The following is a 12,964-nucleotide window of genomic DNA, read 5'->3' as shown; positions in this document are numbered from 1 at the left end:
TAGGTGTAAAGGTTTTTACATCATGATCTAACAACTAAGTAGCAATATGGTTTACTCTTTTAATATTTTAGCCAATACCTTATCCAGTTTTGCTTTATCTTTCATGTACGCTTCCAAATCGTAAAGCTGTACGGTTTTAAATTCTATTGGGTGGCTTTCGCTCTGTAATGAAATATAACCTGATGTTAATGCTTTGCCATCTATTTTAACTTTCGGGTCGAAATTAGAAACATTGCCGCCACCAATTTGAGGCTTGGTATATTCTAACACCACTTCGCCAGCTATAATGTGTTTTACAACAGAATCGCCCAATACTAAAAATTCTGCTGTTACCCATTGGTCGCCTGCATAGGTTTTCGATTTAGAATCTAAGCAGTGCCCCGTAAATAGTTTCCCATTATAATCAATTAGTGTTCCAGGTGTGCATACGTTACTGGTATGGCGTTCATGTTCACCATCTCCGCCAAGAATTTGGGCTTCAATCGAAATTGGAAAATCCTGGTTTTTTAACATCGTTGCCGGATCCTGGCAATGTAACATGGCACCACTGTTTCTGGTTGCCCAGCCTTCACCACCTTTAGCCTGATCGCCAACAAAACGGTAGGTTACTTTTAAAAGATAGGCCGAAAAAGGTTTTTTGTAGAAAATATGTCCGTATTGTTGGTCAAATTCTTTATATCCGTCATAACTCACTTTCATTAAGCCATTTTCCACGCGAAAAGTATTGGCATAATTTTCTTTGTATTCGTGTTTGGCAATTTTAATGTTCCAATCTTTTAAATCTTTTCCATTAAAAAGATTGATCCAGCCTTTCTGGGCATTGGCATTGAGGATAGTAAGCGATAAAAATAATACCGCAAGATAAATTGATTTTAATTTCATAGTAACATTTGGGTTGGGTGCTAAAAATATGAAATTTTTTCTATCTCAGGAAACGGTAGGGAAGTCGGGAGTCTTCAGTCGGGAGTCCGAAGTTTATGGTGAATAGCCGGGTAGTTCATGGTTGATAGTCTTGTAGCCCATAGCTTGGAACCAGTTAACCGATTAACAATTAACCTTAGGGATACGTTATTTCGACTGGAGCGCCGCGGAATGGAGAAATCTATTTAGTCTAAAATCCCTAGTCTTAAGACGATTAACTAAGCTATGCATTTGGGATGCAGCGATACACATCAGTTAACCGATTTAAACAATTAACCAGTTAACCAAACCTGTGTAATATTTTTCATCGCTTTGTAGTAACCAATATGGCCATCAACTACTAAACCATGGACCAATGAACTAATGACTAGTGAACTACTGACTAATGAACCAAAAAAGGATTAACCTTTTCCAACGCAAAAGCCAGTTGTTCTTCCTGTGTAAGATCGGTATTATCTAAAATAATGGCATCATCAGCCCTAACCAACGGACTTTCCTTACGGGTGGTATCGGCATAATCGCGATGGGCAAGGTTTTCAAAAACCTCTTCCAGAGTAGTTTCGTTATTGCCTTTACTCTCCAGTTCCTTAAATCTGCGTTCAGCCCTGATTTTCGGATCGGCCGTCATAAAAAATTTCACAGGGGCATCAGGGAAAACGGTAGTGCCAATATCACGGCCATCCATGACGATGTTTTTTAATTTACCCATGCGCTGCTGTTGCTTCACCATTTCATGACGCACAATTTTATGCGCCGAAACCTCACTTACATTTTCAGAAACGGGCATTAAGCGGATTTCGTCAGAAACTTCTTCACCATTAAGGGTGATATGGGATTCGTAATCGCGGGAGTGAAAGTTCAGTTCGATGTGCTGTAAAGCATCAGCAACTTTAGCATCGTTAGAAATATCGACGTTGTTCCTTAAGAAATATAGTGTAACGGCACGGTACATCGCTCCGCTGTCTACATAAATGAAACCTAATTTTTTAGCCAGTGCTTTTGCTAAAGTACTTTTTCCGCAAGATGAGTAGCCATCTATTGCTATTACCAGGTTTTTCTTCATCGTAGCGCAAAGGTAAAAAATAGAAACAGAATGCTGAATTTTTTTAAAGGTATAAAGATAGATTCTAAACAAGATAATGCTAAAACATTGATTTGCTGGATGTGTTTAATTATAAAATAAATACACGATTATGTTGTTATCTGAAAGAATGTTGGCGGCCCTGAATAACCAGGTTAAGCTGGAAGCCGAATCGTCGCAAGTTTACCTGGGAATTGCTTCATGGTTAGAAACCCAGCCAGGTTTAGAAGGTTATACCGAGTTTTTCTACCGTCAGAGTGAAGAAGAACGTCATCATATGCTTAAGCTGATTCATTATATCAATGACCGTGATGGGCATGCGATGATTACTGCCCTTGAAATGCCCAAAAATTCTTTCGGACAGGTAATAGAGGTATTTCAGGATTTTCTGGATAACGAGTTGTTGGTATCTAAAAGCATTAACGATTTGGTAGAACTTTCACTGAATGAGAAAGATTATCTTACTTTTAAATTTTTGCAATGGTATTTGGATGAACAGCTGGAAGAGGAAAAAATGGCGAAAACGATGTTAGAGAAACTTCAATTGGTAGGCAGCGATAGGGGAGGCATTTACCAATTGGATAAAGATATTGTAGGGTTGCGCACCAAGGTAAGCGAATCGAAAGAGGGAGAATAATCTGTTTTTATTAAATCCCAAATTATTACTTTTGCAGCATGTTGCCTACAAGAGATGAAATTTTACGGTCTGTTACTTTCAAAACTTCCAGAAGTGGGGGCAAAGGTGGGCAAAATGTAAATAAAGTTTCGAGCAAGGTAGAGCTTATTTTTAGTATTGATACTTTCGAGCATTTTAGTTACGAAGAGAAAGTACTTTTGAAGGAAAAACTCCAAAACCGACTGGATTCCGAAGGACTTTTGCATATTGTCTCGCAAGAGGATAGGAGCCAGCTACTCAATAAAGAGAAAACGGTTGCCAAGTTGATTGAATTGTTAAAACGATCGCTTCAGGTTCAGAAGAAAAGAAAAGCAACAAAAATCCCTAAAGCAGTTATTCAAAAAAGATTGAAGAATAAGGCTGTAAATGCAGATAAAAAGGAGAGTCGCAAAAGACCATCAATTGATTAAAGCCTACGGATTGATTTCTATTTTAGTTCCGTGCAAACGCTCAATTAACCAATTTAAACAGTTAACCTAACTCTTCCCAAACCGATAATACAAACTTAAACCGCCGTAATTCTGTGCTTTAGCCACACTTTTAACTTCTTTGGTTTTAAAAATGATATTAAAATCGGCAGTAAATCTTTTTGAACTATAATTTACACCAAACTGTTGCTCAAAAACAATCGGTTTTACCCCAAAAGTTAATGGACTGTTGTTATTAAAAAGACTTCCCTGTATGGTAGCATCGTAGGCAACAAAGTTTAGCTGCGGTTTAACATAAAAGAAAAATTCTGAATTGTTTAAGCTTTTTGTTTTCGAATTTCCGATCACCGCGTTGTGATAAGCACTGTTGAACAATTGATTTAGTTTTCCAGCCCTAAAAAGCACTGATGCACCCAAACCCGAAAAAGTTGTACCTAAGTTGGCATAACCCTGGGCACTGATATCCACAATGGGATCTTCAGGTCTAAAAAGTAACTTGCTATAATTTGCGGCAAGGTTTACGGCCAGTTCATTTTTAATCTGGTAATCCCAACCTGCAGGGGTATAAAAACCTACGGTTTTATGTAGGAAACGTTGTGCTGTTTGGGCAAGCGAGTTAGGGCCAACCGTTCCCAATTCTACACTGGTTTTTAAAACGCTCTCATTTTTATAGAAAACAGAATATGCACCACCTGCATAAAGATAACCTGCAAAAGGCCTGTCCTGGTCTTCTTTGTTAGGAACCTGCCCCCAATAAGGCGTATACATTTTCTGTCCGGCAGAAATTTCGTAGATTTTTTTCTCTATTTTATCTGAAAGCTTTTCGGTATTAATGGCATGACGGAAGTAGATAAATAATCCGTTGGTATAATATCGATCGTTTAAAGTAGCCAGATAAGCATCGTTTTCGGTTTTAAAACCGAATTCGTTTTTAAAAGATTGAGCGAAACTGGTTGAAACAACCAAACCAAAAACTATAGTGAATAAAAATGATCTCATAAAAAAAGCCCAGGCAATTTACCTAGGCTATAAAAGTATTTATTGTAATTGGATTTTTGATTGTTAATCCAAAAGAATTAGCAATTAGTTTACAATCGGCGCAATTTTAACACTTAAATCTAAAGGTTTTTTAACCTTGTTTTTGGTTAAAGCCAATTCAATTACTTCACTCATTTCGGTTACATAGTGGAATTTTAAATCCTTGATATAACTTTCTTTAATCTCTAAAATATCCTTACGGTTGCTTTTGCAAAGGATAATTTCTTTAATGTTTGCTCTTTTTGCCGCTAAGATCTTTTCTTTGATACCACCAACCGGAAGTACTTTTCCACGTAAGGTAATCTCACCAGTCATAGCTAAATGCTGTTTTACCTTACGTTGTGTAAATGCCGAGGTTAGGGCCGTAAGCATGGTTACACCAGCCGAAGGGCCGTCTTTTGGCGTAGCGCCTGCAGGCACGTGAACATGAACATCCCAGTTGTCAAATAAACTGTAGTCTATATCAAATTCAGCTGCATGCGCACGTAAATAGGCTAGCGCAATAACCGCCGATTCTTTCATTACATCGCCAAGGTTACCTGTTAAGGTGAGTTTGCCTTTTCCTGGGCTTAAACTCGATTCGATGAATAAGATATCACCTCCTACGCTTGTCCAGGCTAAACCAGTTACTACTCCAGCTACTTCATTGCCTTCGTATAAGTCTTTATCGTAAATTGGCGCACCTAAAATACGCTCTACATCTTCATTGCTTAAATTTGAATCGTAGGTTTCTTCCATCGCAATTTTTGTAGCCACACCACGCACTAAAGAACCTATTTTTTTCTCCAAACCACGTACACCTGATTCTCTGGTATAATCTTCAATCACTTTTTCGATCAGCGGCGTTTTTAAGTTAATATCCTTAGTTTGTAAACCATGGTTTTCCTTCTGTTTAGGCAACAGGTATTTTTTAGCGATCTCTATTTTCTCTTCAATCGTATATCCGTTTACTTCGATAATCTCCATACGATCTAACAAAGCAGGTTGTATGGTACTTAAAGAGTTTGCTGTTGCAATAAACAGAATGTTGGATAAATCGTAATCCATTTCTACATAATGATCATAGAAGGCGCTGTTTTGTTCAGGGTCTAATACTTCAAGCAAGGCTGATGACGGATCGCCACGGTGGTCGGTTCCTACTTTATCAATCTCATCCAAAACAAAAACAGGATTATCTGCACCCGCTTTTTTAATAGACGAAATAATACGGCCTGGCATTGCACCTATGTAAGTTTTACGGTGGCCACGGATTTCTGCTTCATCGCGGATACCGCCTAAAGCCATACGTACATACTTACGGCCTAAAGCTTTTGCAATAGATTTTCCCAAAGATGTTTTACCAACTCCCGGAGGGCCAACCAAACATAAGATTGGCGCTTTCATATTACGCTTTAATTTTAAAACTGCTAAGTATTCTATAATGCGTTGCTTAACTTTTTCTAAACCAAAGTGATCTTTATCTAAGATACGTTGTGCTCTTTTTAGGTCGAAATTATCTTTCGTAAACTCGCTCCAAGGTAAATCTAAAAGAAGTTCTAAATAATTTAACTGAACAGAGTAATCTGGTGCAGCAGGGTTCATTCTACCCAACTTATCTAGCTCCTTATCAAAATGTTCGGCAACTGCTTTAGCCCATTTTTTCTTTTTGGCCTTTTCTTGTAAAGCATCAAATTCTAAATCGGCAGAACTGCCTCCCAATTCTTCCTGAATGGTTTTTAACTGTTGATTTAAAAAATAATCACGTTGTTGCTTATCTAAATCGGTACGCACTTTTGATTGGATCTGATTTCTCAGCTCCAGCATCTGCAGTTCGACCATTAAAAGCTCCATTACCTTTTGTGCTCTTTCCTGCAATTTATCCATTTCAAGGATTTTTTGCTTATCGGCCATTTCGGCATTCATATTTGATGAAATGAAATTGATCAAAAATGAATTGCTCTCGATGTTTTTAAGTGCAATACTGGCTTCGCTTGGAATATTTGGTGAAAGCTGGATAATCTGTGCAGACATTTCGCGGATAGAAGCGATTAACGTTTTAAACTCTTTATCTGCTTTGTGCTTTTGTTCTTCAAATTTTTTAACAACTGCTTTAATGTAAGGTTCGTTCTGTACCTCTTCAATTAAGCTGAAACGTTGTTTACCCTGGATAATTACGGTGGTATTTCCATCGGGCATCTGCAACAGCTTAATGATGTTTGCAACCGTACCAACCGTGTTAAGCTGCTCAAAAGTAGGGTCTTCAATGGAAACGTCTTTTTGAGAAACAACCCCAATAATCTTATTTCCTTTGTAAGCTTCCTTAATTAACTTAATTGATTTATCTCTTCCAACCGTAATAGGAATAACTACTCCTGGAAATAAAACTGTGTTTCGCAAAGGCAATATGGCCAACGTTTCGGGTGTTTCCTCATTGTTCATTTCCTCTTCGTCTTGTTGAGACATTAAGGGAAAAAATTCGGTATCCTCATTTATGATTGGCATTGCTGTATGGAAATCAAATATATCTTGTTTACTCATTATCACATTTTCCGCTAACGACAAACTGGCAGTTTAATCGTATTCACTTTGTTTAATTTTGCTATTAAGTTAATAAATTCAACTCTTGTGCCAAAGTGAAAATAATATTAATCTTATGTTAAAAAGGCAGAGTAATATAAATATTTTCGCCAATATCATATAAAGCATATTTTAGCGTTTAAGCTAATGTTTAGGGCATTCGGTTTTGAATGAAAGAAAATTAAAAACTTTTAAATTATCAGAATAGGATTATATTGCAAAAAATTTCTCCTATAAATTTGGTTAGGCGTTAGATTTGTTAAACTTATTACTCATACATGAACTATTTTAAAAAGGCGATTTTAGGATTAATTATTTTTACATCAACTAGTAGTTTCGCACAAAGCAATTACGAAAGAAGTATGCAGGCGATGATGAAAGGTGATTATAAAACTGCCGCTATACAATTAGAAAAAGCTGATGCCAAAACTAAAGATAACGCAAATGTGCTCCAGATGCTTGGATATTCTTATTTCCAAAATCGCGAATATGAGAAATGTATTGCTACGTATAGCCGGTTATTAACCATTAAACCTACTGAGGTTACGGCTTATTATTACCGGGGGATAGCAAGATTAAAAATCGCTAACGACCCTAAAGAATCGTTAAATACCATGCGCGAGAACTTTTATTTGGCATCTCTCAAAGATTTTACAAAAGCCATTGAAATTAATGGTGATGAAGATGCCCAAATGTTTCAGAACCGTGGCTTAGCTTATAAGGATTATGCAATTTTCAGATCTTTTAAAGCGAAGAAAAAAGAAGAAAAAGCGGCTTGTGTAGCTTTGTTCAATAATTCTATCGCTGATTTTCAGAAGGTATTAACCTTGCAGCCGTTAAGAAAAGATATTATTGATTGGGTAACCTACGATAAGGCGCAGATTGCTAGCCTAAAGTAAAATATAACCTTTAAAGAAAAATGGGGCCTGAATATTTTCGAGTCCCATTTTTTTTTATTTCAGCTTTCCGATAACTGAATACTTCTTTTCCTTTAGCAATCTAATTTTCTGTTGTTTTTTGATTACATATAAGCTATCCGGGCAGTAGGTTAATGTATCCTGAGATTGGTATAAGATGTTTTTATTATCGATAATGATCTCTATTTTATCTGCTTTCTGGCCTTTCCAGATTATAGAAATCTTCTTAACAGGGATTTTTTTATTATCGGAAGTATAAATATCAACGCCATCTTGTTCTTTTGTTTTAAAACTCCCTTTCCATGATGTTTTATTGATGTCGGCGTTAACGAAAATGGCTAATTCTTTTGACCAATCGGCAATTTTAGCTACTTTGCTTTCAGCTGACCCATTTACGCTAACGGTTTTATTTACAATGGGGTTTAGCCTTTGTAAGCGAGAAATTTCCTTTCCAAAATATCCTTTTACATCAAAATACAATAAATCGGTATTTGCTTCAGCTTCTTTTCGCTGATTGCAGGAAAACAATGTGAAAGCAAATACCAGGATTTGAAGTTTTTTAACCATTATACTAAAACATTTCCTGTCATTTCTGCTGGAATAGCTACACCTAATATTTTTAGAATAGTAGGGGCAATGTCGCCTAATTTACCATCTGCAATGGTTTTGTAATCCTTATCAATTAAAATACAAGGAACCAGGTTGGTTGTATGTGCAGTATTGGCAGACCCATCTCCATTCACCATGAACTCGGAGTTTCCATGATCGGCTAAAAGAATAAATGAATAACCATGCTCCAAACCTTTGTTTACCACAATTTCTGCGCATTTGTCTGCAGTTTCTACTGCTTTTATCACAGCCTCAAAAACACCTGTGTGGCCAACCATGTCTGGATTGGCAAAGTTTAAGCAAATAAAATCGGCCCATCCGGTTTCCATTTCTTTGGTAATGGCATCTGTAATCCCGGCGGCACTCATTTCTGGTTGAAGATCGTATGTGGCTACTTTCGGTGAAGGAATTAGAATGCGTTTTTCGTTTTTAAATTCAGCTTCCCTTCCGCCTGAGAAGAAGAAGGTTACGTGTGGGTATTTCTCAGTTTCGGCAATACGGATCTGGTTTTTATTGTTGTTGGCCAGTACTTCACCAATGGTTTGGGTTAAATCATCTTTGGTGAAAATTACATTAACCTTTTCAAAACTCTCATCGTAGGTAGTCATGGTAACATAATACAATGGCAGTTTGTGCATCTGCTGTTCCGGGAAATCTTTTTGTGTTAATGCGGTAGTGATTTCACGACCTCTATCGGTACGGAAATTAAAACAGATTACTACATCATCATTTTGAATCGTAGCAACCGGTGCACCATTATCCTGCGTTAATACGATTGGTTTTAAAAACTCATCAGTTACGCCATCAGCGTATGATTTTTTGATCGCAGCCAATGCGTCCTGGGTTTTTTCGCCAATGCCATTTACCATTACATCGTAAGCTTGTTTAACGCGCTCCCAACGGTTATCGCGGTCCATTGCATAATAACGGCCAACCATGGTAGCCAATTTAGCATTGGTGTTTTGGATGTGGTTTTTCAGGTCAGTAATAAAACCCAATCCAGAGTTTGGATCAGTATCACGGCCATCTAAAAAAGCATGAACAAAAGTGTTTGGTACTTTTGCTTCATTTGCGGCATCACATAAAGCTTTTAAATGTTCAATATGCGCATGTACACCACCGTTTGAAACGAGGCCGATGAAGTGAACTGCTTTATTGTTCTGCTTCGCATAATCGAATGCACTTACCAAAACCGGGTTGCTGTGCAGTTCTCTGTCGGTAATCGATTTGTTGATTCTTCCAAGCTCCTGGTAAACTACCCGACCTGCGCCTAAGTTCATGTGCCCAACTTCAGAGTTACCCATCTGTCCGGCTGGTAGGCCTACTGCTTCACCAGATGCTTCAAGCTTAGAATTTGGATATTTCTGTAATAACGAATCGAAAAAAGGAGTGTTGGCAGCATATGCAGCATCAGAATTATCTTGTTTTCCGTAGCCCCAGCCATCTAGAATTATAAGCGCGAGTTTTTTATCGTTTACCATTTTTATTGTAAAATTTATTGATCCACATTAAAACATTTTCATGTATAACATGTTTTAGTGTTTTGTTTATACGGCAAATATAACTTTATTGAAGCTTATACAAATGAAGAAATCCTTTTTTTGATACGCTAATGGCATAATTTTAGCTATAGGGTTCTGTATAAAATACAGAAATGATCCGGAGCTTATTTTTACTCATTATTAGTTTGTCATCATTATACCATCCTGCAGCTCTTCAGGCAGATATTATTGATGATTTATCCTCGTATTTTAAGGCTGGCAACTCAAAAGAAATTGCTAAAAGTTTCGCCTCAACCATTGAACTTATTATGGTTGATGAAGAAGATGTATACTCAAAAGCACAGGGTGAACAGATTTTAAGAGATTTTTTTGTTAAACATCCGCCAGTAAAAACAAGTATTTTTCATAAAATTAATACGAATCCAAACTATCGTTTTGGCGTAATTATTCTAAGTACCGCCAAAGAGACTTTCAGGGTCTCTATCACCATGAAAAAATTCAATACCAGCTTTTCGATTACCGAATTAAGGATCGAACCGGCAAAGGATTAATTGGCTGGGCAGGACTTATAAAGTTTTGCCACCGCTATGCTTTACCAGCCTTGTAAGTTGCGGAGGCTAGAAACTTCTGAAGTCAACAAATCACTTTAACGCTTCAGTAAATTGTCTGCTAACAAATATTTCTTATTTTTGCGGCATAAAATCTACATTTTGGATACTCAACTTATACATCAATTCATAAAAAATGCCCTTGCCGAAGATGTTGGTGACGGCGATCATACCTCACTTTCAACAATTCCTTCTGGTACACAGGGAAAAGCAAAGCTGATTATCAAAGAAGATGGTATTTTGGCAGGAATTGAACTGGCTCTTGAGATTTTTAAGGAGGTTGATGCCGAACTGAAAGTTGATGTATTGCTACAGGATGGTGTAGCGGTAAAAGTAGGTGATATTGCCCTAACCGTTTCAGGAAGTACACATGCTATTTTAATTGCTGAACGATTGGTTTTAAACTGCATGCAAAGGATGAGTGGTATTGCAACTAAAACCCATCGGATTGTTTCTTTATTGAAAACAACTAAAACTAAAATTTTAGATACGCGTAAAACTACTCCAGGTTTGCGCTATTTAGAAAAGTGGGCAGTTAGGATTGGTGGAGGTGTAAATCACCGCATTGGTTTGTATGATATGATCTTAATTAAAGACAATCATGTAGATTACGCAGGAGGGATTTCGAATGCCATTACAGCCGCTAAAAAATATCTAATAAATAAAAATAAATCACTTCAGATTGAAATTGAGGTGCGTAACCTGGAAGAGTTATCTCAAGTTTTGCATATTGGTGGTGTAGATCGTATTATGCTTGATAATTTCAGTTTCGAAAACTTAAGGGCTGCGGTTAAATTAATCGACGGTAAATTCATTACAGAGGCTTCTGGAGGAATTACTGAAGAGAATGTTGCCGAATATGCTGCTTGCGGAGTAGATTTTATTTCGATGGGTGCGCTTACACATTCTGTGAAAAGCCTTGATATGAGTTTAAAAGCATACTAAAGTGATTTGCTATAAAATTAAAAGCTTATTTTTTGTATCATTGTAGGCTATGGTTACGGTTTATTCTCTCAGCGCGTTATTAATTGCCTACCTTTTTGGATCTATACCAACAGCTGTATGGCTTGGTCAGGCCTTTTATGGGGTTGATGTAAGGGAGTATGGAAGTGGCAACGCTGGCGCAACCAATACCTTTAGGGTACTGGGCAAAAAAGCCGGAATTGCTGTAATGATCATCGATATTGCAAAAGGTTATACCGCAACCAATCTGGCCTATTTAATCGGCATGTCGGTAACCGGACCACAAAACTCAGTTGTTTTTGTCAATTATCAGCTCGCACTCGGTGTAACCGCAGTAATGGGACATTTATTTCCTGTTTTTGCAGGTTTTAGAGGTGGAAAAGGTGTTGCTACACTTTTTGGAATGATTTTGGCAGTTAACTTCGAAGCATCTATGCTTTGTGTTCTGGTTTTTGTGGTGGTATTGTTGTTAACCAAATATGTTTCATTAAGCTCCATTTGTGCAGGATTTACTTTTCCGCTCAGTGTGGTGTTCTTGTTTCAGGTTTCAATCAAATCGGAAGTGCTTTATGGCATGGTGGTTTGTATTTTAATCTTAGTTACACACCAGAAAAATCTCGAAAGATTGCTGAAAGGCAAAGAATCTAAAGTGTATTTGTTTAGGAAGAAAACTAATTAATTAAACAAAACACATTTCATTAAAACTTATTTATAGGCTTACTGTTTAATCTTCGGTTTTGCTTATCAGTATTTACTAATCATTTAAAATCGCATTATGAAAAAGTTATTTTTAACAGCAAGTGTTGCTGGAGTATTATTATTTAACTCCTGTTCTACCGTTCCTTTAACAGGCCGTAGTCGATTTGATTTAGTGAGTAACGACCAGGTTTTGCCAATGGCTTTCCAGGCTTATAGCACCTTTTTAACGGAGAATAAAACTACAGTTTTACCAGCCTCGAATGCGCAGGCTTTGAAAGTTAAAACCGTTGGTAGCAGATTAATTACGGCTGTAAAATCGTATATGAACAGCAATAATTATGGCAACCTGATTGCAGATTACCAGTGGGAGGTTAATGTTGTACAGAACAACGAGAAGAATGCCTGGTGTATGCCTGGAGGGAAGATTGTAGTTTATACAGGTATTTTGCCTATAACACAAGATGATGCAGGTTTGGCCACCGTAATGGGCCACGAGATTGCTCACGCTATTGCAGGTCACTCAGCAGAACGGATGTCGCAAGAAATGGTTGCTCAAGGTATTGGTGCAGCAGCAGGTGTTGCATTATCTAAAAACCCAAAAACTCAATCTATTTTTAATACCCTTTATGGTGTAGGCACGCCAGTTGCGATGTTAAAATTCAGTCGTAATCAAGAATTAGAAGCCGATCGTTTAGGCTTAATTTTTATGGCCATGGCCGGATACAACCCTCAAAATGCGACCAGTTTCTGGAACAGAATGTCTGCTGCATCTGCAGGAGCTCAAAAACCAGCTGAGTTTTTAAGTACTCACCCAAGTGATGCTACTCGTATTGCTCAGATCCAAAAATATTTACCAGAAGCACAACAATATTATAAGAAATAAGGTTTAGGGCTTAAGGTTTAAGGTGGAAGGTTTTGCATGATGTAGAAAATTCCACCCACTTATCTGGTCTTAGCGTCTCGCTA

At 37.4% G+C, this 12,964-nt stretch carries 13 protein-coding genes; 7 read left to right on the top strand and 6 right to left on the bottom strand.

The window, feature by feature from the left end:
* Positions 1-51: 51 nt before the first annotated feature.
* Positions 52-882 (bottom strand): 3-keto-disaccharide hydrolase, encoded by an 831-nt coding sequence (locus ASU31_RS17970; RefSeq protein ID WP_057933654.1) that lies wholly within the window; start codon positions 880-882, stop codon positions 52-54.
* 421 nt (positions 883-1,303) lie between these two features.
* Positions 1,304-1,984 carry a (d)CMP kinase gene (cmk, locus tag ASU31_RS17965; protein WP_057933653.1) on the bottom strand — a complete coding sequence of 227 codons (681 nt, stop codon included), beginning with the start codon at positions 1,982-1,984 and terminating at the stop codon, positions 1,304-1,306.
* Between the two features lie 130 nt (positions 1,985-2,114).
* Between cmk and ASU31_RS17960 the strand changes: the two genes are divergently transcribed.
* Positions 2,115-2,639 carry a ferritin gene (locus ASU31_RS17960; protein WP_209435013.1) on the top strand — a complete coding sequence of 175 codons (525 nt, stop codon included), beginning with the start codon at positions 2,115-2,117 and terminating at the stop codon, positions 2,637-2,639.
* 38 nt (positions 2,640-2,677) lie between these two features.
* Positions 2,678-3,088: an alternative ribosome rescue aminoacyl-tRNA hydrolase ArfB gene (arfB, locus tag ASU31_RS17955; RefSeq protein WP_057933652.1), complete on the top strand. Its 411-nt coding sequence runs from the start codon at positions 2,678-2,680 to the stop codon at positions 3,086-3,088.
* A gap of 66 nt (positions 3,089-3,154) precedes the next feature.
* On the opposite strand, the gene ASU31_RS17950 is transcribed toward arfB, so the two are convergent.
* Both ASU31_RS17950 and lon read right to left on the bottom strand, forming a co-directional pair.
* The gene (locus ASU31_RS17950; RefSeq protein ID WP_057933651.1) at positions 3,155-4,105 is read right to left on the bottom strand and encodes a lipid A deacylase LpxR family protein; all 951 of its coding nucleotides are present in this window, start codon (positions 4,103-4,105) and stop codon (positions 3,155-3,157) included.
* Positions 4,106-4,189: 84 nt separating this feature from the next.
* Positions 4,190-6,661 carry an endopeptidase La gene (lon, locus tag ASU31_RS17945; RefSeq protein ID WP_057933650.1) on the bottom strand — a complete coding sequence of 824 codons (2,472 nt, stop codon included), beginning with the start codon at positions 6,659-6,661 and terminating at the stop codon, positions 4,190-4,192.
* Between the two features lie 317 nt (positions 6,662-6,978).
* On the opposite strand from lon, the gene ASU31_RS17940 reads away from it, so the two are divergent.
* On the top strand, positions 6,979-7,599 hold the full coding sequence (locus ASU31_RS17940; RefSeq protein ID WP_057933649.1) for a tetratricopeptide repeat protein: 621 nt from the start codon (positions 6,979-6,981) through the stop codon (positions 7,597-7,599).
* Positions 7,600-7,653: 54 nt separating this feature from the next.
* Here the strand turns inward: ASU31_RS17940 and ASU31_RS17935 are convergent, their stop codons facing one another.
* Together ASU31_RS17935 and gpmI are read right to left on the bottom strand one after the other, a co-directional pair.
* Positions 7,654-8,184 carry a hypothetical protein gene (locus ASU31_RS17935; RefSeq protein ID WP_057933648.1) on the bottom strand — a complete coding sequence of 177 codons (531 nt, stop codon included), beginning with the start codon at positions 8,182-8,184 and terminating at the stop codon, positions 7,654-7,656.
* The gene (gpmI, locus tag ASU31_RS17930) at positions 8,184-9,707 is read right to left on the bottom strand and encodes a 2,3-bisphosphoglycerate-independent phosphoglycerate mutase (RefSeq protein WP_057933647.1); all 1,524 of its coding nucleotides are present in this window, start codon (positions 9,705-9,707) and stop codon (positions 8,184-8,186) included. Before gpmI ends, ASU31_RS17935 begins: the two co-directional genes overlap by 1 nt.
* A 173-nt stretch (positions 9,708-9,880) precedes the next feature.
* Between gpmI and ASU31_RS17925 the strand changes: the two genes are divergently transcribed.
* The 4 genes from ASU31_RS17925 (at position 9,881) to ASU31_RS17910 (ending at position 12,881) form a co-directional block, all read left to right on the top strand.
* Positions 9,881-10,279, top strand: a complete 399-nt coding sequence (locus ASU31_RS17925) for a DUF4783 domain-containing protein (protein WP_057933646.1) — start codon at positions 9,881-9,883, stop codon at positions 10,277-10,279.
* A gap of 159 nt (positions 10,280-10,438) precedes the next feature.
* Positions 10,439-11,281, top strand: a complete 843-nt coding sequence (gene nadC, locus ASU31_RS17920; RefSeq protein WP_057933645.1) for a carboxylating nicotinate-nucleotide diphosphorylase — start codon at positions 10,439-10,441, stop codon at positions 11,279-11,281.
* A 49-nt stretch (positions 11,282-11,330) separates the two neighbouring features.
* Complete coding sequence (gene plsY / locus ASU31_RS17915; RefSeq protein WP_029279402.1) at positions 11,331-11,978, top strand: glycerol-3-phosphate 1-O-acyltransferase PlsY; 648 nt, start codon at positions 11,331-11,333, stop codon at positions 11,976-11,978.
* A gap of 96 nt (positions 11,979-12,074) precedes the next feature.
* Positions 12,075-12,881, top strand: coding sequence for a M48 family metallopeptidase (locus tag ASU31_RS17910; protein WP_057933644.1), 807 nt, complete (start codon positions 12,075-12,077; stop codon positions 12,879-12,881).
* The last annotated feature ends 83 nt before the right edge of the window (positions 12,882-12,964 follow it).

Origin of the sequence: Pedobacter ginsenosidimutans, from assembly GCF_001442625.1 — a bacterium.
Classification (GTDB): Bacteria; Bacteroidota; Bacteroidia; order Sphingobacteriales; family Sphingobacteriaceae; genus Pedobacter; species Pedobacter ginsenosidimutans.
Note: the sequence above shows the minus strand (reverse complement) of the source record. Positions and strands in the feature narration are given on the sequence as shown.

What these genes read in the sequence shown, in the direction of transcription:
- ASU31_RS17970 (WP_057933654.1), bottom strand. Translation starts at nt 882, where the DNA reads ATGAAATTAAAATCAATTTATCTTGCGGTATTATTTTTATCGCTTACT.
- cmk (WP_057933653.1), bottom strand. Translation starts at nt 1,984, where the DNA reads ATGAAGAAAAACCTGGTAATAGCAATAGATGGCTACTCATCTTGCGGA.
- ASU31_RS17960 (WP_209435013.1), top strand. Translation starts at nt 2,115, where the DNA reads ATGTTGTTATCTGAAAGAATGTTGGCGGCCCTGAATAACCAGGTTAAG.
- arfB (WP_057933652.1), top strand. Translation starts at nt 2,678, where the DNA reads ATGTTGCCTACAAGAGATGAAATTTTACGGTCTGTTACTTTCAAAACT.
- ASU31_RS17950 (WP_057933651.1), bottom strand. Translation starts at nt 4,105, where the DNA reads ATGAGATCATTTTTATTCACTATAGTTTTTGGTTTGGTTGTTTCAACC.
- lon (WP_057933650.1), bottom strand. Translation starts at nt 6,661, where the DNA reads ATGAGTAAACAAGATATATTTGATTTCCATACAGCAATGCCAATCATA.
- ASU31_RS17940 (WP_057933649.1), top strand. Translation starts at nt 6,979, where the DNA reads ATGAACTATTTTAAAAAGGCGATTTTAGGATTAATTATTTTTACATCA.
- ASU31_RS17935 (WP_057933648.1), bottom strand. Translation starts at nt 8,184, where the DNA reads ATGGTTAAAAAACTTCAAATCCTGGTATTTGCTTTCACATTGTTTTCC.
- gpmI (WP_057933647.1), bottom strand. Translation starts at nt 9,707, where the DNA reads ATGGTAAACGATAAAAAACTCGCGCTTATAATTCTAGATGGCTGGGGC.
- ASU31_RS17925 (WP_057933646.1), top strand. Translation starts at nt 9,881, where the DNA reads ATGATCCGGAGCTTATTTTTACTCATTATTAGTTTGTCATCATTATAC.
- plsY (WP_029279402.1), top strand. Translation starts at nt 11,331, where the DNA reads ATGGTTACGGTTTATTCTCTCAGCGCGTTATTAATTGCCTACCTTTTT.
- ASU31_RS17910 (WP_057933644.1), top strand. Translation starts at nt 12,075, where the DNA reads ATGAAAAAGTTATTTTTAACAGCAAGTGTTGCTGGAGTATTATTATTT.